Genomic DNA, 20608 nt, shown 5'->3' on the forward strand with positions numbered 1-20608 from the left:
GATATGACCGCCCGCATCGACACCAACCCCGACAGCGCATCGGCGAGCCAGGCTGAGGTCAACGCCGAGATGTCCGCCATCGAAACCGCCTACCTGCAAACGGGTATCGAAGAATTCCAACCGAGACTGGACTACGCGCCCTACCGCAGCAGCCTGCTGCGCCATCCCACCAAGGATCTGCACCACGCCGATCCCGAGACGCTCGAGATGTGGTCACCCGTTTTCGGGGAGCGCGATGTGCACCGCCTGGAATCGGATCTGACCATCCAGCACAACGGTGACCCGATCGGTGAGCGCATCGTCGTGACGGGCCGCATCGTCGACGGCGACGGACGTCCGGTGCGCCGCCAGCTGGTGGAGATCTGGCAGGCCAACTCCGCGGGACGCTACATCCACAAACGCGACCAGCACCATGCGCCACTGGATCCGAACTTCACCGGAGTCGGCCGCTGTCTCACCGACGACGACGGAACCTACCGCTTCACCACCGTCAAACCCGGCCCGTACCCGTGGAAGAACCACCACAACGCCTGGCGGCCGGCCCACATCCACTTCTCCTTGTTCGGCACCGATTTCACCCAGCGGATGATCACCCAGATGTACTTCCCCGGCGACCCGCTGTTCCGGTTGGACCCGATCTACCAGTCCATCACCGATCAAAAGGCGCGCGACCGCCTGGTCGCCACCTACGATCACGACGTCACCAGCCACGAATGGGCCACCGGCTACCGCTGGGACATCGTGCTGACCGGTTCGCACCGCACGCATTTCGAGGAGGACCAGCGATGAGCACGCTGCTGACCCCGACCCCGGGCCAGACCATCGGACCGTTCTACGGATACGCCCTGCCCTTCGAACGCGGTAATGAGCTTGTGCCACCCGGTGTTCCAGGCTCCATCAGATTTCACGGCACCGTCACCGACGGCGCGGGAAAGCCGGTACCCGATGCGATGCTGGAGATCTGGCAGGCCGACGCGACCGGTCGGGTACCGCACACCGCGGGCTCGCTGCACCGGGACGGCTGGTCGTTCACCGGCTGGGGCCGGGTATCCACCGACGATGAGGGGCATTTCAGCTTCACCACCGTGGAACCCGGTGCCACCGACCCGGGCCGGGCGCCGTTCATCGCCGTCACGGTGTTCGGGCGCGGGCTGCTGAACCGCCTGTTCACCCGGGCCTACGTGCCGGGCCCCGCGTGTGCGGAGGACCCGCTGCTGGCCGGCCTGCCCGCCGACCGGCGCGACACGCTGATCGCCGACCGCGACGACCACGGGCTGCGTTTCGACATCCACTTGCAGGGCGAGCGGGAGACGGTGTTCCTGCGCTTCCCCGGCCAGTGAGCGAGATGTTCTGGCCGGGCGAACACCGGGCCGGCCCGGCGATGAGCGATCAGGCATTGCTCGATTACCTGATCGCCGCCGAGAATGCCTGGCTGGCAACCCTTGTCGAGGCGGCGGTGGCTCCGGCGTCGGCGGCCGCCGAATTGGGCGAACTCGTCACCGCAGCCGATCTCGCCACGGTGGCCGCCGGTTCCGAACGCGACGGCAACCCGGTGACCGCCCTGGTGGGCCTGCTGCGAGACCGTGCCGGTGCGGACACCGCGCGGTGGCTGCACCGGGGACTGACCAGTCAGGATGTGCTGGACACCGCGCTGATGCTGTGTCTGCGCGACGCCTTCACCACCCTGGCCGGTGCACTCGACCAGCAGGTGCACGCCCTGATCGGGCTGACCGAACGGCACCGGGCCACCCCGCTGCTGACCCGTACGCTGACCCAGCCCGCGCTGCCCGGGACCGCTGCACGCAAGTTCGCGAACTGGCTGGCCGGCATTCTGGACGCCGTCGATACCCTCGAAGCACTTCCCGCCCTGCCTGTTTCGGCCGGCGGAGCGGCCGGAACGCTGGCCGCGACCACCGAACTGACCGGCTCTGCGGAGGCGGCGCTCGCGTTGGCGGGGTCCTGGGCGGACAAGCTGGGCCTGGCGCCGGCATTTCCGTGGCACACCACCCGCGCGGTGATCACCCGCACCGGTGACGCCCTCGTCGGCTGCTGCGATGCCTGGGGGCACATCGCCAACGACATCGCTGCGGGCGTGCGCGCCGGCGAACTCACCGAAGGGTCCGGCGGCGGGTCATCGACCATGCCGCACAAGAGCAATCCGGTACTGACCGTGCTGCTGCGCCGGACCGCGTTGACCGCGCCACACCTGGGCGCCACCCTGCACGCGGCGTCGGCGGCCAGCGTCGACGAACGGGCCGACGGTGGCTGGCATGCCGAGTGGGCGACCCTGCGGACCCTGACCCGGCGTGCCCTGGTGGCCGCGTCCCAGGCCACCGACCTGTTGTCCGGACTGCGTGTCGACACCGCGCGGGCCGCCACCCATCAGCGGGAAGCCCACGGCATCTATGCCGAACAGCAGACCATGGCCGGGCTGACCGGCCGGACCCCGGCCGCGCAGTACCTGGGTGCCACCGACATGCTGGTGGACCTGGTGCTGCAGCGAGCCCGCAACCATCTCAAGGAGGCACAGTGAGCGGCTACGACGAGGGCATGGCGGTCCGCCGGGAGGTCCTCGGGAATGCGCATGTCGATCGCGCCATCGCCGGTACCACCGCGTTCACCGCCGACTTCCAGGACATGATCACCCGCTACGCGTGGGGTGATATCTGGACCCGTCCGGGTTTGGATCGGCGCAGCCGCTCCATGATCACGCTGACCGCACTGATCGCGCGCGGACACCATGAGGAGTTCGCCATGCATGTCCGGGCGGCGCTGCGCAACGGAGTGACCGCAGACGAGATCAAAGAGGTGATCCTGCAGAGCGCCATCTACTGCGGGGTCCCCGACGCCAACAACGCGTTCCGGATCGCCGCCGGGGTGCTGGCCGAGGACGGCGATAGCTGAGCATTTCCGTATCGGAAACGTATCGGTGTCGCGATACGTGATGTACACCATGCCCGCGGTCGCGTTGCATGGACGGATGACGATCAGCGTGGCCGAACGCGCCGAACTGCGATCAGCGGTGCGCGATCTGCTCTCCAGCGAGGCACCGGGTGAGTTCGATCGGACCCTGTGGCACAAACTGGCCGCCCAGGGCGTGGCCGGACTGCTGGTGGGCAGCGAATACGGCGGGGTCGGCCTGGGCGCCCAGGAGTTGGAGGCGGTGGCCGAGGAGACCGGCGCGGCGTTGCTGCCCGCGCCGTTCCTGGCCAGCGCCGTACTCACGGTCGCGCTCATCGAGGCGGCGGGTGACGAGCAGGACCGCCGCCGCCTGCTGCCCGGCCTGGCCGACGGCACCCGGATCGGCACCGTCGCGCTGACAGGTGCGACCGGCACGTGGTCCCCCGGCGGTGTGGCGGTACGGGCAGACGGCGACATCCTGCACGGCACCGCGCATTACGTGTTGCATGGTCAGGTCGCCGATGTGCTGCTGGTGGTGGCGCGCATCGGCCACGACTTCGGCGTGTTCGAGGTGACGCCGGATGCACCGGGCCTGCAGCGCACGGCGGCAACGGTTTTCGATCCCTCCACACCGCTGTCCACCTTCAGCTTCGACGGCGTCCCGGGGCGCAGGCTCGGCGCCGCGGGATGGGATGCGGTGCAGCGCGCCCTCGACCTCGCGGTCATCGCGCTGGCCGGTGAGCAGGCCGGCGGGGCGCGGCGGATCTTCGATATCACCGTCGACTACCTGAAGACCCGGATCCAGTTCGGCCGGCCGATCGGCAGCTTCCAGGCGCTCAAGCACATCGCGGCCGATCTGCTGCTGGAGGTCGAATCGGCGACCTCGGCCGCCCAGCATGCCGCCGCGCGGTTCGGCACCGAGAATGCCGACGCGGCAATCGCACTCGCCGGATTCACCTGCGCGCAGGTGTATCACACCACCGCCATGCAGGCCATCCAGATGCACGGCGGAATCGGCTTCACCTGGGAGCATCCGGCGCACCGATACCTGCGCCGGGCCCGCACCGGCGTGCCGTTGTTCGGCAGTCCCGCGCAATTCCGGGAACGCTACCTGGTCGCGAAGGGGGCCTGAGATGTCGGACTACTCCCCGTCGCTTCGCTCGCCCCAGGACGACTCCCCGTCGCTGCGCTCGCCCCAGGACGACCTGCGTTCCGAGGTCCGCGAATGGCTGGCTCACCACTGGATCGGCCTGCCCAAATCCGCTGACCCGTGGTCCAGTTCACCGGAGAAGATCGCCTGGTTGGAGAAGGTGCTCGACGCCGGCTACGCCGTGCCCACCTACCCCACCCAATGGTTCGGCCGCGCGTACCCCAACGAGTTGGCCGCCATCATCGAGCAGGAGTTCCGTGCGGTCAAAGCGCCGGGAGCCCGGCAGGACAAATACAGCATCCCGGCCAACACCGTGCTCAAGTTCGGCAGCGATGACCTGAAAGCCCAACTGTTACGCGGCTTCATCACCGAACGATCCCGCACCTGCCTGCTCTACAGCGAGCCCGGCGCCGGATCGGATCTGGCCGCGGTGCGCACCACGGCGGTGCGCGACGGCGACGACTGGGTGATCAACGGCCAGAAGGTGTGGACGTCGGGCGCGGCGACGGCGGAGTACGGACTGCTGATCGCGCGCACCGATTGGGATGTGCCCAAACACAAGGGCATCAGCTTCTTCATGATCCCGATGCGCCAGCCCGGGATCGAAGTGCGGCCGCTGGTCCAGATCACCGGGGAATCCCATTTCAACGAGGTGTTCATCACCGATGCGCGGGTGCCCGACGCCAACCTGATCGGCGGCGAGGGCAACGGCTGGCGGGTGCTCCAGACGGCACTGGCCTACGAGCGGTCGATCATGGGCGACGCCGGTCGCGCGTCGCGCAACCGGTCCCGGGCCGACAGTCTGATCGAGCTGGCCCGCGACCACGACCGTCTGGACGATCCGGCGATCCGCGGGCAACTGGCGGAGGTCCTGGCGCTGCGCGAACTGAACGCGCTGAACAACGCCCGCGCCAAAGCCGCGACCGCACAGGGCACGTCGAGCTCGATCATGTCCCTGGGCAAACTCGCGATGTCGCGCATCCTGCACTCCGAAGCCGCGTTGAAGACCGAGATCATCGGCGCCGAGGCGCTTTTGGCCGGACCCGACAACGCCGAGGCCGACGACGTCAACTTCCTGGCGCTCAACGCCTTCTTCACCTCCATCGGCGGCGGCACCGACCAGATCCAGCGCAACATCATCGGCGAGCGGGTGCTGGGGCTGCCCAAGGAGGCCGAAGTGGACCGCGACATCCCGTTCCGCGAGGCTCGGCGGAGCTGAGAGCATGACTTACGACCCGCCGCTGTCCGGCGTCCGGATCCTGGACCTGTCCTCCGGCCCGATGACCGCCGTCGGCCGGCTGCTCGCCGACCTCGGCGCTGAGGTCACCCCGGTGCTGCTGTCGGGCGTCACGGAGAACAGACCTGTTGGCCCGCATATCGATTCGGTCCCGTTGACAACGGCGATCAATCGACACGGAATGACTCCGCTGGAGGTCGACGCCGCAGACTGGGGCCGGCTGCTCGGCGATGCGGACATCCTCATCGAGAACACCGCCCCAGGTTCCGCGGCCGAGAAGGCGCTGTCGGTCACCACGATCCGCACCCGGCACCCGGGTCTGGTGATCCTGTCCCTCAGCGATTTCGGCCGGGACACCCGATTCAGCGGCTGGCAGGCCACCACCCCGGTGTTACACGCCCTGAGCAGCGAGCTGTCCCGGTCGGGTATCCCGGGACGCGAACCCCTGGTGCCGCCGGCACACCAGCTGCCCTATCACGTCGCCGCCGCGCAGGCCGCCGTCATGACGGTCAGCGTATTCCTGGACCGATTACGCACCGGCGCAGGTGATCTCATCGATTTCTCGGTGCTCGAAGGCGCGATGCAGACCCTCGATCCGCCGTTCGGCACGGCCGGGACGGCGTCCGCCGGTGTCGCCCTGAACGCGCAGCGCCGCAATTGGGACGCCGAACAACTGCGTTACCCGATCATCGCCTGCAAGGACGGGCACGTCCGGATCTGCCTGCTGGCCAAACGGCAGTGGCAGGGCATGTTCGAATGGATGGGCCGGCCCGACGAATTCGCCGACCCGTCGTTCTACGGCCTGCGGGTGCGGTTGAGCTCGCCGGCCCTGCTGGCGGCGATCGGCCGGTTCTGCGCCGATCGGACCCGCGCCGAGTTGGAGGTCGAGGGCCAGCGTCACGGCGTGCCTACCGCGGCGGTGCTCACGCTGCCTGAGGCGCTGCGCACCGAGCAGGTCGAACAGCGTGGTTTCTTCCGCGAGGTGGAACTCGAGGCCGGGCTACGCGTACCGGTCCCGGTCGGTGTGGCCGAGATCGACGGTCACCGGGCCAGCGCACTCAACGCCCCCGGTACTGCGGCCGTCCCGCCCCGCAGCGCGCCGATCCTGGCCGACCGGCCCCGTCGTCACGAGGGCCTGCCGCTGGAGGGGGTGCGGGTGCTCGATCTCGGCGTGATCGTGGTGGGCAGCGATACCGGCCGGCTGTTCGGCGATCTGGGCGCCGACGTGGTGAAGATCGAGAACTCCGCGTTCCCGGATGGGCTGCGCGGCAACCTGACCACGGTGAGCCACACCTATGCGGCCGGACACCGCAACAAGCGGTCGATCGGACTCGATCTGCGCGGCGCCGAGGGCCGCGCATTGGCGCACCGCCTGGTGCAGATCTCCGATGTGGTGCTGACGAACTTCAAGCCGGGAGTGGCCGCGAGCCTCGGGATGGACCACGCCACCTTGAGCGCGATCAATCCCGGCATCGTGGTGGTGGACAGTTCGGCGTTCGGGCCGACCGGACCGTGGGCCACGCGGATGGGCTACGGCCCGCTGGTGCGGGCAGCGGCAGGCTTCACCGACCTGTGGGTGTATCCGGGCGAACCGGAGACATTCTGCGACACCGTGACCGTCTACCCCGACCACGTCGCCGCCCGGATCGGGGCGCTGAGCGCGCTGACCCTGCTGGTGCGCAGGGAACGCACCGGCACCGGCGGTGCGGTCAGCGTCGCGCAGTCGGAGGTGATGCTCAGCCATCTGGCCGCCGAGATCGCCGGCGAAGTGCTGGCCCGCCGTGGACACACCCGCACCGACAGTGCCGACCCCGACGCGCCGTGGGGACTGTTCCCCGGGTCCGGTGCGGATGCCTGGATCGCGGTGACCGTCCGCGACGCCGCCGACCGCGAGGCACTGCGCACCGTGATCGGCACCGAGGACCTGCGCGAATGGACGGCTCGGCGCACTCCGGCCGAGGCCATGGAGCTGCTGCAGGCCGCGGGCGTCCCCGCGGGTGCGGTTTTCCACGCGGCTGACGTACCGGACTGGGAGTACTACGTCGCGCGCCGCGATTTCCGTGAGGAGTTGCACCCGCATGGGGCCGAGCCGTTCGTGTTGGAGAACGTACAGATCCACTCCGAGCGGATCGCCGATCCGCCACTGCGGCAGGCGCCGCTGCTGGGGGAACAGACCCGGGAGATCGCCCGCGAGATGTTGGGACTACCCGATCCGGAGATCGACGACCTCATCGCGCGCGGCGTGCTGGAGATCGCCGGCACCTGAGCCTCGTACGATGCGGGGATCATGGGTATCGACATCACCCGGTTGCGATACTTCGTCGCAGTCGCCGACGAACTGCACTTCAAACGTGCCGCCGACCGGCTGATGATCACCCCGCCCCCGCTCAGCAAGCAGATCAAACTGCTGGAGCGCGAACTCGGCGGGCCGTTGTTCGAACGCAACTACCACGAGGTTCGACTCACCCCGCTGGGCACGCAACTGCTCGAGCCGGCGCGCGACATCCTGCGCCGGGTCGATGACCTGAGTGCGGCAGCGGCCCGGATCACCGGTGCCGCCGCACCCGTGCGCATCGGCGCCACCGCCTACGCACCGTCGGATTTCCTTGCGCTGCTGGAGACCACGGTTGCCGCCCTGCCCGTCCCGGCAGAGTTCAGCCTGCCAGGCTCGGCCGCCGAGGTGACCGCCAAGCTGGTGTCCGGGAACCTGGACGTCGGACTCATCCATCTGCCGTCCTCGGACAAGCGCCTGCAGCACCGCGTGGTGGCCCGGTATCCGGGCGCTATCGCGGTCCGCTACGACGATCCGCTGGCCGCCCACGATCTGGTCACCATCGAGGCGCTGCGCGACCGGGACGTGGTGATCGACTTCGCCCGGCCGAACCCGGTGGTGCTGGCCGGCCTCACCCGCAGCCTCAATGCCCGCGGCATCACCAGAATCGTGCGCACCACCAACCAGCTCGGCGGTGAGCTTGAGATGGCCACCCAGGTGTTCAACCGCCAGCTGGTCGCGGTGGTCACCTATGCACCGGCGTCGTTCATCGGCCGGATCTTCTCACCGCCGGAGTTCAAACTCATTCCCATCGACGAAAGCACTTGGGCCCCAGCACAGATCGCGCTCGCGTGGGTGACCGGTCGGCCCGACCTGGAAGCACTGGTGGACCAGCTCGCCGGCGAACTGGAGCTGGCACGTGCCCGGCCGTGACACCTGCCCGTGCGGGTCGGGCACGGACTACGCCGGGTGCTGTGGTGCGTTGCACCGCGGCGAGCGCTCTGCTGCCACCGCCGAAGCGCTGATGCGTTCGCGCTTCAGCGCTTTCGCTGTCGGCGCGGTCGAGTACCTGCTGGCCAGCTGGGACCCGGCCACCCGGCCCGATCGGCTGGAATTGGACGACACCATGACCTGGCGCCGGCTGCAGATCGTGGACACCGAGGCCGGCGGGCCGGATGACGCGACCGGAATCGTCGAATTCCGTGCCCAGTACGTTGCCGACGGTCGGCGGCAGATCCTGCACGAGCGCAGCCGGTTCCGTCGTGGCCGTGATGGCGCGTGGCGCTATGTCGACGGCGTCTTCCCAGGAGAGCGAACGTAGGCTGGCGGACATGCGGACGACGGCGGCGGTGGGTGCCCTGGTGATCGGATTGCTGGCGGCGCCCGTCGCCCAGGCCGACACCGCGGACGGCTCGCTGACCGATGACCAGGTGCTCACCGCATTCGACGTGCAGAATCCGGCGATCGGCCGGCTTGATCCGGCACTGCTCGCCGCCATCCAGAACGCGACCACCGCGGCGGCGGCCGACGGCATCACCATGACCATCACCTCCGGCTGGCGCTCCCCCGAATTCCAGCAGCGACTACTCGACGACGCGGTGGCCACGTACGGCAGCCTGGCGGCGGCCCGTCAGTACGTGCAGACCCCGGAACACTCCAAACACGTCATCGGTGCCGCGGTCGACGTCGGCGGGACAGGTGCCGACCAATGGCTGATCACCAACGGTGCCCGATTCGGGCTGTGCCGGACGTACGCCAACGAGCTGTGGCATTTCGAACTGACCGCCGACCCGTACGGGAACTGCCCGGCGTTGCTGCCCGACGCCGCGGGCTGATGTCCCTTCGCACTCGCCCCTGAGTTCGATGCGCTTCCAAAAACAGATCAACTGATCTAATCTTCGATCATGCGATCTGATACCGCAAAGCCGCTGACCTTCATCCAGTCGGCCCGCCGCGCCCAGATCGTCTCCAGTGCCATCGAGGTGGTCGCCGAGATCGGCTGGACCAACACCTCCATTCGCAAGATCGCCGACCGGGTCGGCGTGGCGATGAGTGCCGTGCTCTATCACTTCGGCACCAAGGACAAACTGGTCGACGCGATCATCGAATCGATGTATCGCGCGGCGCTCGACGTGGTGCATCCCGCACTGGAAGCCGAGACCACCGCACACGGCAAGCTCGCCGCCTACATCCGGTCGAACATCGCCTATTTCGACACGAACCGAGCGCACCTGGTCGCCTTGACACAGATCAGCGCCAACTTCTCCCCCGCCGACGGACGTCGTTTCGACGAAATGGGACTCAGCCCCGAACTGACCGGACACCTGGCCGCTGTGGATCCCGGAGCATTTCTGGCTGTGGGCCAAACCGACGGCGAGTTCGGTGACTTTCCCATCGAATCGATGGCCATCGCGCTGCGTGGTGCGGTCAACGCGGTGGTCGAGAAGATCTTGCGGGAGCCCGATTTCGACGCACTGTCCTACGGCGAGGATCTGGTCAAGATCTTCAGCACGGCCTGCGGAGCGTCGACGTGAGCCGGATCAGCATCATCGCCATCGGCAGTCGCGGAGATGTCGCACCACTGACCGGCCTCGGGGCCGCCCTCCAAAGCGCAGGGCACGATGTGTCTGTCACGGCCTACTCCCCGTTCGGTGCCATGATCACCGACTGCGGGCTTCGTTTCCGCGAGCTTCCCGCAGCCATCGAAAGCACGGACGATCCGGCACGAGAACTCGCCGCATTCGCGTCCCCGGCCGGGATGCGCAAACTCGGCAACACCATCCTCACCGCCGATGCCGACGAACCCGCCGACATATTGCTGCTCTCACCGTTCGCCGAGCTGGCCGGACATCCGCTGGCTGAAGCCAAAAGTATTCCCGCACTGGGAGTTCGGCTACAACCGATCTCGGCGACCTCCGCCTATCCGCCGTCCGTGCTCGGCATCCGAAGCCTGGGCCGGCACGGCAACCGCGTCATCGCCGACGCCGGCGCCTGGTTTGTCGATCGTCTCTATGGTGCGGTGATGGCGGGGTTCCGTCGGGACCTCGGGCTACCGAAGGTATCCGCACGCAAGCTGCGCAGACTGCGAACGAACGCAGATTGTCCAGTGCTGCATGGATATTCACCACTCGTCGCACCGCGGCCCGTAGATTGGCGCCCCGGCCTTGAGGTGACGGGCTACTGGTGGCCACCCACGCCGACACACTGGGAGCCACCCGACGATCTGGCAGCCTTCCTCGCCGACGGGCCGCCGCCGGTGTTCGTCGGGCTCGGCAGTGTGATGACCACCGCCGCGCGCGCGAGGGAACTGGCCGGACTGTTCGTCCGCGCAGCGGAGTTGACCGGCAGCAGGATGCTGGTGCAGTCCGGGTGGGCGAGTCTCGAAGCGGCTGGCGACGGCGTCCTCACCATTGGCGACGTGCCACACGACTGGCTGTTCCCGCAAACAACGGCCGTGGCCCACCACTGCGGCGCCGGAACCGCGGCGGCTGGACTGCGGGCCGGAGTGCCGTCCATCGCGCTGCCCGGCCACGGCGACAGCGCATTCTGGGCTCGCCGACTCCGCGAACTCGGCGCGTGCAGTGCCATCATCCCGCAACGGCGACTGACGGCAGAGCGCCTTGCCACGGCGATCCGCGGCGCGCTCGATCCCGGGTTGAAGGCCGACACCGAACGGATCGCATCCGAGATCAATTCCGAAGACGGTATCGGACAGGCCATTTCGATCATCGAGAAACACCTACCCTGAAGGAGAGCCGATGACCGATCCAACAGTGCTGGGGTACGCACTCCTCTCTGGAGCGATCGTCCTTGCCGGCGGCGCGATCGGAGCCGGTATCGGCGACGGATTGGCGGGTTCGCAATTCATCGCCGGTGTCGCGCGGCAACCCGAGGCGCAATCGAGACTCTTCACACCGTTCCTCATCACCGTCGGGCTGGTCGAAGCGATCTACTTCATCAACGTCGCGTTCATGGCGTTGTTCGTCTTCGCCACACCGGGCACCTGACAAGCCTCTTCGCTTAGCTGGGCTAGATAAGTCCGGGATCTCACCTAGCCCAGCTAAGCGAAGAGGCTTCCGCTGCACAAGTTTTGACGCCCAAGAATGTCAGTGCGCCCACATATGATCGAACGTATGTTCGATACACTGTTGAATGCAGAACGCCGGCGGGCCGCCGCGGCGCTGGATGCCATGCACGCCGCCAGCCGCCAGGAGAATGCGGCCGGCGCGGCCCGGTTGTCGGCGATTGCCGATCTCTATGAGCTGCGCTCGCCCGAGGATGACGTGGACAAGCTCAATTGGGTGATCGACGGCTACAGCGGTCTGGTGGCCGAAGTGGCCGCCGCACAAGGGGTCTCTCAGCGCCGGGCCAAAGCCCAGGTGAAGTTGGCCATCGCGCTGCGCGAACGGCTGCCCGCGGTGGCCGCGGTGTACGCCAGCGGTGCCGTAGACCGCCGACTGGTCGGGACGGTGGTGGCGCGTACCGATTTGGTGGACGACCCCGGCCGCATGGCGGTCATCGACGCACAACTCGCCGCCAAAATAGCCAGGTGGGCCCGACACTCGGGTCCAGAACAGCAGAGACGCATCGACGGGGTCATCGCCCGCACCGACCCCGCCGGGGTCCGCGCACCCCGCCCGGCGGTGGACAACCGCCGGGTGGATATCGACCCCCGCCCCGGGGGCATGGCCGATGTCTGGGCCAGTGTCCGCGCCGAGGTCGCCGCGGCGTTGGATGCCGCACTCGATGTCCTCGCCGACGGAGTGTGCCGTGGTGATCCGCGAACCAAGACCCAACGCCGCGCCGATGCCCTCGGCGCGTTGGCGCTGGGACGCCCCCTGGCCTGCCTGTGCGGCCAGGACGATTGCCCTGCTACCGCTACCGCTGGGGGTACGCCAGTCGCGGGGAAGTTCGTGATCCACGTGATCGCCGAACAAGCCACCCTCACCGGCGACCCGCACACCCCCGCGCTCTTACCTGCACACGGATTGGTCCCCGCCGAGCAGATCACCGATTTGGTCGCGGCCGGGGCCACCATCAAAGAAATCCTTATCCCGCTGCCGCAGGCCGAATCCCGGTACCGGCCCAGCGCCGCGCTGGCCGAGTTCATCGGCTGCCGCGACCTCACCTGCCGATTCCCGGGGTGTGACACACCCGCCGAACACTGCGATGTCGACCACACCATCCCCTGGCCAGCGGGACCAACTCACCCCTCAAACCTGAAGCTACTGTGCAGGTTTCATCACCTGTTGAAGACCTTCCACGCCGGGTGGTCTGACATCCAGGCACCCGATGGCACCGTCGTCTGGACCACACCCACGGGACACTCGTACACCACGACACCCCACGGCGCGCACTGGTTCCCTGCGCTAGGGGAACCCACCGGGACACCGGAGCTGCAGCCGCCGCACGCCGCGTTAGGGCGCGAACTCAAAATGCCCAGACGCACGCACACCCGCACCCAGGAACACGCCGCCCGCGTCCACGCCGAACGCACCGAAAACCAAGCGCGAATCGATCAACGAAAGGAGCAACGAAGGAGCCGAAGCTAGGCGACCGCGACCCGGCTGTCGGTGACGGGCGCACCCGTCTTGGCAACAACGTCCTCGAGGGTGACACCGGGGGCCAGCTCGACGACCGCGAATCCGTCACCGGTCACATCGAACACGCCGAGATCGGTGATGACCTGACTGACCACACCCTTGCCGGTGAGCGGCAGGTCGCAAGCTGACACCAGCTTGGCTGCACCGGATTTGGCGACGTGGTCCATCAGCACGATGACCCGGCCGGCGCCGCTGACCAGATCCATCGCACCGCCCATCCCCTTGACCATCGATCCGGGCACCATCCAGTTGGCCAGATCACCGTTCGCGGCGACCTGCATGCCACCCAGGACGGCGACGTCGACGTGGCCCCCGCGGATCATCGCGAAACTGGTGGCGGAGTCGAAGAACGACGCCCCCGCCACCACCGACACGGTCTGCTTGCCCGCGTTGATCAGGTCGGGATCGACCTCGTCGTCATAGGGGAAGGGCCCGACGCCGAGGATGCCGTTCTCGGCGTGCAGCGTCACATCCGAGCCTGCAGGCAGGTAGTCGGGGATCAGCGTGGGCAACCCGATACCGAGGTTGACGTAGTCACCGTCGCGCAGTTCACGAGCGGCACGGGCCGCCATCTCGTCGCGGGTCCAGCTCATTGGTCGGCTCCTCGGGCTCGGATGGTGCGCTTCTCGATGTCCTTGTGGGCGGCCTGCTGCGGGGTCAATTCGACGATCCGCTTCACGAAGATGCCCGGTAGGTGGATCTCGTCAGGATGCAAGACCCCGACCTCGACGACCTGCTCGGCCTCGACCACGGTGATCCGTCCCGCCATGGCCGCGGGCGGGTTGAAATTCCTTGCGGCGGCATGGAACTTGCAGTTGCCTGCCTTGTCGACAACTGCCGCCCGCACCAGCGCGTAATCGGTGACGATGGATTCCTCCAACACCATCTCCTTGCCGCCGAAGGTACGGACCTCCTTGGCCGGTGACGCCAGGGCGACCGAACCGTCGCTGCGGTAGCGCCACGGCAGACCCCCCTCGGCCACCAGCGTGCCCACACCGGTAGGGGTGAAGAACGCACCGATCCCGCTGCCGCCGGCCCGCAGTCGCTCGGCCAGCGTGCCCTGCGGGGTGAGTTCCACCGTCAGCTCACCGGACAGGTACTGCCGCGCGAACTCCTTGTTCTCGCCGACATACGACGCGACCACCCGGCTGATCCGGCGGGCCTCGAGCAGCAGGCCCAGACCGGCCCCGTCCACACCGCAGTTGTTGCTGACGATGGTGAGATCGCCGGCGCCCTGCTCAAGCAACGCGCTGATGAGAAACCACGGGATTCCGGCCAATCCGAATCCACCGACGGCCAGGCTCGCGCCGTTCGGGATATCGGCGACCGCTTCGGCGGCCGAACCGACGACCTTGTTGAGGGTCATGACTGCTCCAGGTGATCGATGATGGCGGAGGTGATGATGGCGGGCTGTTCGGCGTTGGCCAGATGGGCGGCCTGCTCGACGATCAGCAGCCGGGCGTCGGGTACGGCGTCGGCGATCGAGGCGAGCACGGCGGGCGGGGTGGCGGGATCGTCGCTGCCGGCGATGACGAGCGTCGGCGCGGCGATATCCTGAAGTTGTTCGCGTACATCGAGTTTCGCAATGGCCTCACAACATGCCGCGTACCCTTCGGCATCCGTGGCGGCCACCATCTGCTGCCAGTACGTGCGGTCGCCCGGGTAACCGGGACTGAACCAGCGCGCGACCACCGCCTCGGCGACCGCGTCACTGCCACCGGCGCGGACGGTGGCGGCCCGGTCGGTCCAGCCCTGCGCGGGCGGCAGGTGAGCCCCGGTGCACAGCAGGACCATCCGGTCGACGCGTTCGGGGTTGCGTGCCGCCAGTCGCATCGCGGTCATCCCGCCGAGTGACAGGCCCACCACGTGGGCTCGCTCGATGTCGAGGCGGTCCAGCAGGGCGACCAGGTCATCGGTGAGATCGTCGATCGAGTAGGGGCCGGTGGGCACCGGGGAGGCGCCGTGTCCACGGGTGTCATAACGCACCACGGTGAAGTGCTTCTCAAGCTCGGCCACCTGGGCGTCCCACATCCGATGGTCGGAGCCCAGCGAATTGGACAGCACCACGGCCGGGCCGGACCCGGTCACGACGGCGTACACGTCGACGGCGCTCACTTGACCGCCTCGAAAACCGCTGCGAGGCCCTGCCCGCCGCCGATGCACATTGTCTCCAGCACGTAGCGGGCGTCGCGGCGGCGCGCTTCGTAGGCGGCCGTGGCCAGGATCCGTGCGCCGGTGGCACCGATCGGATGCCCCAGTGAGATGCCGGACCCGTTGGGGTTCAGTCGTTCATCGAGGGCGTCGACCTTCCATTCCGCCAAGACCGCGAGCACCTGGGCGGCGAAGGCCTCGTTGAGTTCGATCAGATCGATCTCGTCGAGGGTGAGCCCGGCCCGGTCCAGCGCCGCGGCGGTCGCGGCGACCGGTCCGATCCCCATGGCCTCAGGCGCGCACCCGGTGACCGCCCAGGACCGCAATGCCAACAGCGGTATCAGGCCCCGCTTTTCGGCCTCCGCACGGGTGGTCACCACACACATCGCCGCCCCGTCGTTCTGCCCCGAGGCATTGCCCGCGGTGACGGTGGCCGCCGCGTCGAACTTACCGCGGATCGGCCGCAGGGCCGCGAGCTTCTCGACGGTGATGTCGGCGCGTGGATGCTCGTCCCGGTCGATCACGGTGTCCGGCGCGCCACGCCGGCCCGGGACCGTGATCGACACGAGTTCGTCTGCGAACAGCCCGGATTCGTGAGCGGTGACGGCGCGCTGATGCGAGCGCACGGCGAGTTCATCCTGTTCCGCACGGCCGATCCCGTATTCGCGGCGCAGGTTCTCAGCTGTCTCGATCATCCCGCCCGCGATCGGATGCGTTGCCCCGCCGGCGGTTTCCCGGGCCCGGTCCAACCGGTCGGCCAGCGTGATGCCGCCCTGCCGGACACCGGTGCGCAGACCGAGCGCGTAATGCTCGACATTGGACATCGATTCGGCGCCGCCGGCGACGATGACGCGGCCCGCACCGGTCGCCACCTGACCAGCGGCGTAGAGCACCGCCTGCAGTCCCGAGCCGCAACGACGGTCGATCTGCAGGCCGGGCACCCCGGTGCCCAGACCCGCGTCAAGCGCCGCGATCCGCCCGATCGCCGGCGCCTCGCCGCTGGCGTACCCGTTGCCCAGGATGACGTCGTCGATATCGCCCTCACCGAGACCGGTGCGCCGGCTCAGCTCGCGCAGGGTGGCCGTGGCCAGGTCTGCGGCGGTCAGGGCCGCGAGAGCACCGCCCATCCTGCCGACCGGCGTGCGGAGCGGGTTGCAGATGACGACGTCCATGCATCCGACGTTAGGACTCGCACGCCATATTCTGAAATACTTAAATAAGCACTATTGATAGGTATAGAGTCTCAATTGTGGAGCTTCGCCACCTGCGCTACTTCCGCGCCGTCGCCGAACATCTGCACTTCGGCCGCGCCGCAGAAAGCCTGCACATCGCGCAGCCACCCCTGTCCCAGCAGATTCGCCAACTCGAGACCGAGCTCGGCGTCGCCCTGCTGACCCGCACCACGCGCAGCGTCGAGCTCACTCCCGCCGGCCGGGCCTACCACGCCCGCGTCATCCGGATCCTCGACGCCGTGGACGACGCCGGCGCGCAGGCCCGCCGGATCTCCGGCGGGACCGAGGGTCAGCTCGCCATCGGCTGCGTCGGCTCGGCCACCTACTCCCTGCTGCCCAGGCTGGTGCGTGCGCTGGGCGAGTCACTGCCCGGCGTGGAGGTCAGCGTGCGCGGCGAGATGCTCGCCCCCGCACAACTGGCGGCACTAGCCGCCGGCGATATCGATCTGGCCCTGCTGCGCCCTCCGGTGCAGCAGGGCGGCGTCGTCACCGAGACGATCCGGCGTGACCGACTCCTGGTGGCACTGCCCGCCGAACACCCGCTGACCGTCCGCGACACCTTGGCCGTCGAGGACCTGCGCGAGGCGGACTTCATCGCTCACGCGAGCCAGGGGCGCTCGGTGATGAGCAGCGTGCTGTCCGCGGTGTGCGCCGAGGCCGGATTCGTCCCTCGGGTACGGCATGAGGTGATGGAGACCTCGACCCTGGTCACCTTGGTGGCCGCGGGGCTGGGCGTGGCGATCGTTCCCGCGCCGACCGCGGCGCTCGACATCGCCGGGGTGCGCTACCTCCCACTGGTACCGGAGAGCCTAGGCGTGGATCTGGTCGCCGCCCACCTGGTCGGCGACCGGTCCCCGCTGATCGAGAATGTGTTACGGGTACTCCACGAGCAGTCCGACCTGTAGCCGGCTCACGAGATCATCTGTGCGCCAATACAACATCTGATGGTCATGCGCCGGCCACCTGGCGTTGCAGTGGCCGCGGCGCGGTACGGCCGTTCCAGGTTAGGCTGATACCCCGTGCGTGCCGTGCTGATCGTGAACCCGAACGCTACGTCGACCACCGCCGCGGGACGTGATCTGCTGGCACACGCCCTGGAGAGCCGCACCGAGCTCAGCGTGGTGCACACCAACCACCGCGGGCACGCCATCGAGATCGGCCGGGAGGCCACGGCGACGGGCATCGACGTGGTGATCGTGCACGGCGGTGACGGCACGGTGAACGAGGTGGTCAACGGCATCCTGGAGAATCCGGCACCCAAGACTCCCGCGGTCGCCATCGTGCCCGGCGGTTCGGCGAATGTGTTCGCCCGCTCGCTGGGCATCAGCCCGGACCCGATCGAGGCGACCAACCAGCTCGTGGACCTGCTCAGCGCGCACCGCAACGGTGCCGCGTGGCGCCGTATCGGCCTGATGCACTGCGGCGAGCGGTGGGGTGTGTTCACCGCGGGGATGGGTGTGGACGGAGCCGTCGTCGCCGCGGTGGAGGCGCAGCGCGAGAAGGGCCGCAAGGTCACCGCAGCGCGCTACATCCGCGTGGCGATCCGGGAAGTGCTCGCCAACGCGCGCAAGGAACCCACCCTGACCCTTGAGCTCCCGGACCGCGACCCCGTACCGGGCGTCCATTTCGTCTTCGTGTCCAACTCAAGCCCGTGGACCTACGCCAACACCCGTCCGGTCTGGACGAACCCCACCACGACCTTCGAGACCGGCCTGGGAGTCTTCGCGACCACGAGCATGAACGTGTGGGCCAACCTCGGGCTGGTGCGACGGATGATCTCGGCCAAGCCGGACATCAAGGCTCGCCATCTGATCCGCGAGGACGACCTGCCCTGGCTGCGGGTGACCAGCGCCACACCCGTTGACTGCCAAATTGACGGTGATTACATCGGAAAGCGGGAAACCATGACGTTCACGTCGGTCCCGGACGCTCTGGCCGTCGTGGCACCCGCGGCAAAAAAGGCCTGACCAGCGGATTTAGGAAAGCCTCAAAAATTTTTGAGCGCAAGTGAGTTGAGTGTAGTACAAACGGGTAAGCGGTCAGGTAACCCGGTCGGGTAGTGACATTGCCCACGAGTTAACGCGCCGCTATTGACATCTGTTCAGCCTGTGAAAGCATCGGATGCAACAGTGCAGAAACATTTCGTGTGCACGCGTTAACAACAGCCGAAAAACAAAATTAGCGCGCTGCCGCGCGCAAACGATAAGGAGTTGGACTCATGGATTGGCGCCACAAGGCGGTCTGTCGCGACGAGGATCCGGAACTGTTCTTCCCCGTGGGAAACAGTGGGCCGGCCATCGCTCAGATCGCCGACGCGAAGCTCGTCTGCAACCGGTGTCCGGTAACCACCGAGTGCCTGAGCTGGGCACTTGAGTCGGGCCAGGACGCCGGCGTGTGGGGCGGGATGAGCGAGGACGAGCGTCGCGCGCTCAAGCGTCGCAACGCTCGCACCAAGGCCCGCAGCGGCGTCTGACGCTTCGCTCGCTCAAAGGTGTGGCTCCGCCGAAATCGGCGGAGCCACACCTTTTTTGAGCAATGATCTGTGTCACAGCTTACTGTCCAATGTGAATCTGCTGCGACGCCCGATCGGCACCCGCAACACCACGTCCGTGCCACCGGTGGGGACATCGTGCATTCCCAGCGATCCGTCCAGTTCGGCCGACACCAACGTGCGAACGATCTGCAGGCCGAGCCGGTCCGACTTCTCCAAGCTGAAGCCCTCCGGCAGTCCCCGCCCGTCGTCGTGCACGACGACATCCAGCCAGCGCGCGGATCGCTCCGCGCGAATCGTGACCGCGCCATACACCTGACCGTCGAACGCATGCTCCAGCGCGTTCTGGACGAGTTCGGTGATCACCATGATCAGGGCCGTCGCCCGGTCTGCGTCCAGCACGCCGAGGTCGCCTTCCCGGGTGATCCGGATGGGGCTGTCGACGGACGCGACATCGTTCATGATCGGCACGATGCGGTCCACCACCTCGTCGAGGTTGACCTCCTCGTCCACCGACATCGACAGCGCGTCGTGCACCAGGGCGATGGAAGACACCCGGCGCACCGATTCGTTGAGCGCCTCGCGGCCTTCGGCATTGTTGGTGCGACGAGCCTGCAAGCGCAGCAGTGCGGCCACCGTCTGCAGGTTGTTCTTCACCCGGTGATGGATCTCGCGGATGGTGGCGTCCTTGGACAGCAGCGCCCGGTCCCGGCGTTTGATCTCGGTGACGTCGCGAATCAGCACGGCCGCACCGGCCGCCTCGCCGCCCGTGAGCAGCGGGATGGTGCGTAGCAGCACCGCCGCGCCACCGGCGTCGAGTTCCATCCGGGTGCTGGCGCCGCCGGCCACCGAGATCCGCACGTGCTTGGCGAGTTCCTGGGCCTCGAACGAGTCCATCATGAGCGGGCGCGTGATGGCGATCAGATTGTGCCCTTCGAGCTCGGCGTTCAACCCCATCCGGTGATACGCCGACAGCGCGTTCGGGCTGGCGAACGTGACATCCCCGTTCACGTCCAACCGGATGAACCCGTCACCCACCCGGGGGCTGGAGCGCGACATCGCGGCGTCACCGACATTGGGAAAGGTGCCCTCGTTGAGCATGCGCAGCAGGTCACGCGCGCAGTCCAGGTAAGCCCGCTCCAACGGACTGACCTTACGGCGATCGGCCAGTGCGGTCTGATGGGTGAGGACGGCGACGACCTGATCGCGGTGACGGACCGGGACCGCTTCCACGTTCAGCCAGTTGCCGTCATGCGAGTCCGTTTCGCCGGCATCGCTTTCCCGGCCGATGGTCCCGGAGTTGAAGGCGTCCACGACGACCGGCATCGCCGGGCCGTCCTGGGTGGTGCCGACGGCATCGGTCAGCAGCACGGTGGGAGCGGTGTTCGGCCGGACCTGGGCCACGCACACCAGCATTCCGTCGTCGCGGCGTACCCACATCAAGTAGTCGGCGAAGGACAGGTCTGCGAGCAACTGCCACTCCCCGACCACCGCGTGCAGGTGGTCGACGGCGTTGCCGGGCAGGACGGTGTGCTCGGCAAGCAGGTCGCCGAGAGTCGACATGGGCCGGG

Annotated in this window: 22 protein-coding genes; 17 read left to right on the plus strand and 5 right to left on the minus strand. The window is 67.9% G+C overall.

Features of this window, described 5'->3' with window-relative positions; translation table 11 throughout:
* Window positions 1-3 precede the first annotated feature (3 nt).
* From pcaH to H7J86_RS07565, 14 genes are all read left to right on the plus strand, one after another.
* Window positions 4-789, plus strand: a complete 786-nt coding sequence (gene pcaH / locus H7J86_RS07500; protein WP_187098651.1) for a protocatechuate 3,4-dioxygenase subunit beta — start codon at window positions 4-6, stop codon at window positions 787-789.
* Complete coding sequence (gene pcaG / locus H7J86_RS07505) at window positions 786-1340, plus strand: protocatechuate 3,4-dioxygenase subunit alpha (protein WP_090355693.1); 555 nt, start codon at window positions 786-788, stop codon at window positions 1338-1340. The genes pcaH and pcaG overlap by 4 nt, the downstream gene beginning before the upstream one ends.
* On the plus strand, window positions 1337-2533 hold the full coding sequence (locus H7J86_RS07510) for a lyase family protein (RefSeq protein ID WP_267290208.1): 1197 nt from the start codon (window positions 1337-1339) through the stop codon (window positions 2531-2533). Before pcaG ends, H7J86_RS07510 begins: the two co-directional genes overlap by 4 nt.
* On the plus strand, window positions 2530-2904 hold the full coding sequence (gene pcaC, locus H7J86_RS07515) for a 4-carboxymuconolactone decarboxylase (protein WP_235632766.1): 375 nt from the start codon (window positions 2530-2532) through the stop codon (window positions 2902-2904). The genes H7J86_RS07510 and pcaC overlap by 4 nt, the downstream gene beginning before the upstream one ends.
* 76 nt (window positions 2905-2980) lie before the next feature.
* Window positions 2981-4033 carry an acyl-CoA dehydrogenase family protein gene (locus tag H7J86_RS07520; protein WP_267290210.1) on the plus strand — a complete coding sequence of 351 codons (1053 nt, stop codon included), beginning with the start codon at window positions 2981-2983 and terminating at the stop codon, window positions 4031-4033.
* Window position 4034: 1 nt separating this feature from the next.
* Window positions 4035-5270: an acyl-CoA dehydrogenase family protein gene (locus tag H7J86_RS07525; protein WP_267290212.1), complete on the plus strand. Its 1236-nt coding sequence runs from the start codon at window positions 4035-4037 to the stop codon at window positions 5268-5270.
* 4 nt (window positions 5271-5274) lie between these two features.
* Window positions 5275-7554 (plus strand): CaiB/BaiF CoA-transferase family protein, encoded by a 2280-nt coding sequence (locus tag H7J86_RS07530; RefSeq protein ID WP_267290214.1) that lies wholly within the window; start codon window positions 5275-5277, stop codon window positions 7552-7554.
* A gap of 21 nt (window positions 7555-7575) precedes the next feature.
* Window positions 7576-8493, plus strand: coding sequence for a LysR family transcriptional regulator (locus tag H7J86_RS07535; protein ID WP_187098645.1), 918 nt, complete (start codon window positions 7576-7578; stop codon window positions 8491-8493).
* A complete protein-coding gene (locus tag H7J86_RS07540) occupies window positions 8480-8881 on the plus strand; it encodes a YchJ family protein (protein ID WP_267290216.1) in 402 nt (133 codons plus the stop codon). Before H7J86_RS07535 ends, H7J86_RS07540 begins: the two co-directional genes overlap by 14 nt.
* A gap of 10 nt (window positions 8882-8891) precedes the next feature.
* Window positions 8892-9395: a M15 family metallopeptidase gene (locus H7J86_RS07545; RefSeq protein ID WP_267290218.1), complete on the plus strand. Its 504-nt coding sequence runs from the start codon at window positions 8892-8894 to the stop codon at window positions 9393-9395.
* Between the two features lie 69 nt (window positions 9396-9464).
* The gene (locus tag H7J86_RS07550) at window positions 9465-10094 is read left to right on the plus strand and encodes a TetR/AcrR family transcriptional regulator (protein ID WP_187098642.1); all 630 of its coding nucleotides are present in this window, start codon (window positions 9465-9467) and stop codon (window positions 10092-10094) included.
* The gene (locus H7J86_RS07555) at window positions 10091-11308 is read left to right on the plus strand and encodes a glycosyltransferase (protein ID WP_267290220.1); all 1218 of its coding nucleotides are present in this window, start codon (window positions 10091-10093) and stop codon (window positions 11306-11308) included. The genes H7J86_RS07550 and H7J86_RS07555 overlap by 4 nt, the downstream gene beginning before the upstream one ends.
* A gap of 10 nt (window positions 11309-11318) precedes the next feature.
* The gene (locus H7J86_RS07560; RefSeq protein ID WP_187098640.1) at window positions 11319-11567 is read left to right on the plus strand and encodes a F0F1 ATP synthase subunit C; all 249 of its coding nucleotides are present in this window, start codon (window positions 11319-11321) and stop codon (window positions 11565-11567) included.
* Between the two features lie 126 nt (window positions 11568-11693).
* Complete coding sequence (locus H7J86_RS07565; protein ID WP_267290222.1) at window positions 11694-13112, plus strand: HNH endonuclease signature motif containing protein; 1419 nt, start codon at window positions 11694-11696, stop codon at window positions 13110-13112.
* On the opposite strand, the gene H7J86_RS07570 is transcribed toward H7J86_RS07565, so the two are convergent.
* From H7J86_RS07570 to H7J86_RS07585, 4 genes are read right to left on the minus strand one after another with little or no spacing between them, the layout of a single operon-like run.
* Complete coding sequence (locus H7J86_RS07570; RefSeq protein ID WP_267290223.1) at window positions 13109-13756, minus strand: CoA transferase subunit B; 648 nt, start codon at window positions 13754-13756, stop codon at window positions 13109-13111. The genes H7J86_RS07565 and H7J86_RS07570 overlap by 4 nt on opposite strands.
* On the minus strand, window positions 13753-14529 hold the full coding sequence (locus H7J86_RS07575; protein ID WP_090355711.1) for a CoA transferase subunit A: 777 nt from the start codon (window positions 14527-14529) through the stop codon (window positions 13753-13755). Before H7J86_RS07575 ends, H7J86_RS07570 begins: the two co-directional genes overlap by 4 nt.
* Entirely contained in the window at window positions 14526-15278 is a 753-nt protein-coding gene (gene pcaD, locus H7J86_RS07580) for a 3-oxoadipate enol-lactonase (RefSeq protein ID WP_267290225.1), read from the minus strand. Before pcaD ends, H7J86_RS07575 begins: the two co-directional genes overlap by 4 nt.
* Window positions 15275-16486, minus strand: coding sequence for an acetyl-CoA C-acetyltransferase (locus tag H7J86_RS07585; RefSeq protein WP_267290227.1), 1212 nt, complete (start codon window positions 16484-16486; stop codon window positions 15275-15277). The genes pcaD and H7J86_RS07585 overlap by 4 nt, the downstream gene beginning before the upstream one ends.
* Before the next feature lie 77 nt (window positions 16487-16563).
* Between H7J86_RS07585 and H7J86_RS07590 the strand changes: the two genes are divergently transcribed.
* From H7J86_RS07590 to whiB1, 3 genes are all read left to right on the plus strand, one after another.
* Window positions 16564-17451: a LysR substrate-binding domain-containing protein gene (locus H7J86_RS07590; protein WP_187098634.1), complete on the plus strand. Its 888-nt coding sequence runs from the start codon at window positions 16564-16566 to the stop codon at window positions 17449-17451.
* 114 nt (window positions 17452-17565) lie between these two features.
* Window positions 17566-18513, plus strand: a complete 948-nt coding sequence (locus H7J86_RS07595; RefSeq protein WP_187098633.1) for a diacylglycerol/lipid kinase family protein — start codon at window positions 17566-17568, stop codon at window positions 18511-18513.
* 251 nt (window positions 18514-18764) lie between these two features.
* On the plus strand, window positions 18765-19019 hold the full coding sequence (whiB1, locus tag H7J86_RS07600) for a transcriptional regulator WhiB1 (protein WP_036402183.1): 255 nt from the start codon (window positions 18765-18767) through the stop codon (window positions 19017-19019).
* Between the two features lie 72 nt (window positions 19020-19091).
* Here whiB1 and H7J86_RS07605 read toward each other — a convergent pair whose 3' ends face one another.
* Complete coding sequence (locus H7J86_RS07605; RefSeq protein WP_090355723.1) at window positions 19092-20600, minus strand: sensor histidine kinase; 1509 nt, start codon at window positions 20598-20600, stop codon at window positions 19092-19094.
* Window positions 20601-20608: the final 8 nt, after the last annotated feature.

Source organism: Mycobacterium hackensackense (assembly GCF_025822555.1).
GTDB lineage: Bacteria > Actinomycetota > Actinomycetes > Mycobacteriales > Mycobacteriaceae > Mycobacterium > Mycobacterium fluoranthenivorans.

Coding starts and splice junctions, on each gene's coding strand:
- H7J86_RS07605 (WP_090355723.1), bottom strand. CDS start 20,600: ATGTCGACTCTCGGCGACCTGCTTGCCGAGCACACCGTCCTGCCCGGC.
- pcaH (WP_187098651.1), top strand. CDS start 4: ATGACCGCCCGCATCGACACCAACCCCGACAGCGCATCGGCGAGCCAG.
- H7J86_RS07570 (WP_267290223.1), bottom strand. CDS start 13,756: ATGAGCTGGACCCGCGACGAGATGGCGGCCCGTGCCGCTCGTGAACTG.
- H7J86_RS07545 (WP_267290218.1), top strand. CDS start 8,892: ATGCGGACGACGGCGGCGGTGGGTGCCCTGGTGATCGGATTGCTGGCG.
- H7J86_RS07525 (WP_267290212.1), top strand. CDS start 4,035: ATGTCGGACTACTCCCCGTCGCTTCGCTCGCCCCAGGACGACTCCCCG.
- whiB1 (WP_036402183.1), top strand. CDS start 18,765: ATGGATTGGCGCCACAAGGCGGTCTGTCGCGACGAGGATCCGGAACTG.
- H7J86_RS07530 (WP_267290214.1), top strand. CDS start 5,275: ATGACTTACGACCCGCCGCTGTCCGGCGTCCGGATCCTGGACCTGTCC.
- H7J86_RS07565 (WP_267290222.1), top strand. CDS start 11,694: ATGTTCGATACACTGTTGAATGCAGAACGCCGGCGGGCCGCCGCGGCG.
- H7J86_RS07535 (WP_187098645.1), top strand. CDS start 7,576: ATGGGTATCGACATCACCCGGTTGCGATACTTCGTCGCAGTCGCCGAC.
- H7J86_RS07550 (WP_187098642.1), top strand. CDS start 9,465: ATGCGATCTGATACCGCAAAGCCGCTGACCTTCATCCAGTCGGCCCGC.
- H7J86_RS07585 (WP_267290227.1), bottom strand. CDS start 16,486: ATGGACGTCGTCATCTGCAACCCGCTCCGCACGCCGGTCGGCAGGATG.
- H7J86_RS07560 (WP_187098640.1), top strand. CDS start 11,319: ATGACCGATCCAACAGTGCTGGGGTACGCACTCCTCTCTGGAGCGATC.
- H7J86_RS07520 (WP_267290210.1), top strand. CDS start 2,981: ATGACGATCAGCGTGGCCGAACGCGCCGAACTGCGATCAGCGGTGCGC.
- pcaG (WP_090355693.1), top strand. CDS start 786: ATGAGCACGCTGCTGACCCCGACCCCGGGCCAGACCATCGGACCGTTC.
- H7J86_RS07575 (WP_090355711.1), bottom strand. CDS start 14,529: ATGACCCTCAACAAGGTCGTCGGTTCGGCCGCCGAAGCGGTCGCCGAT.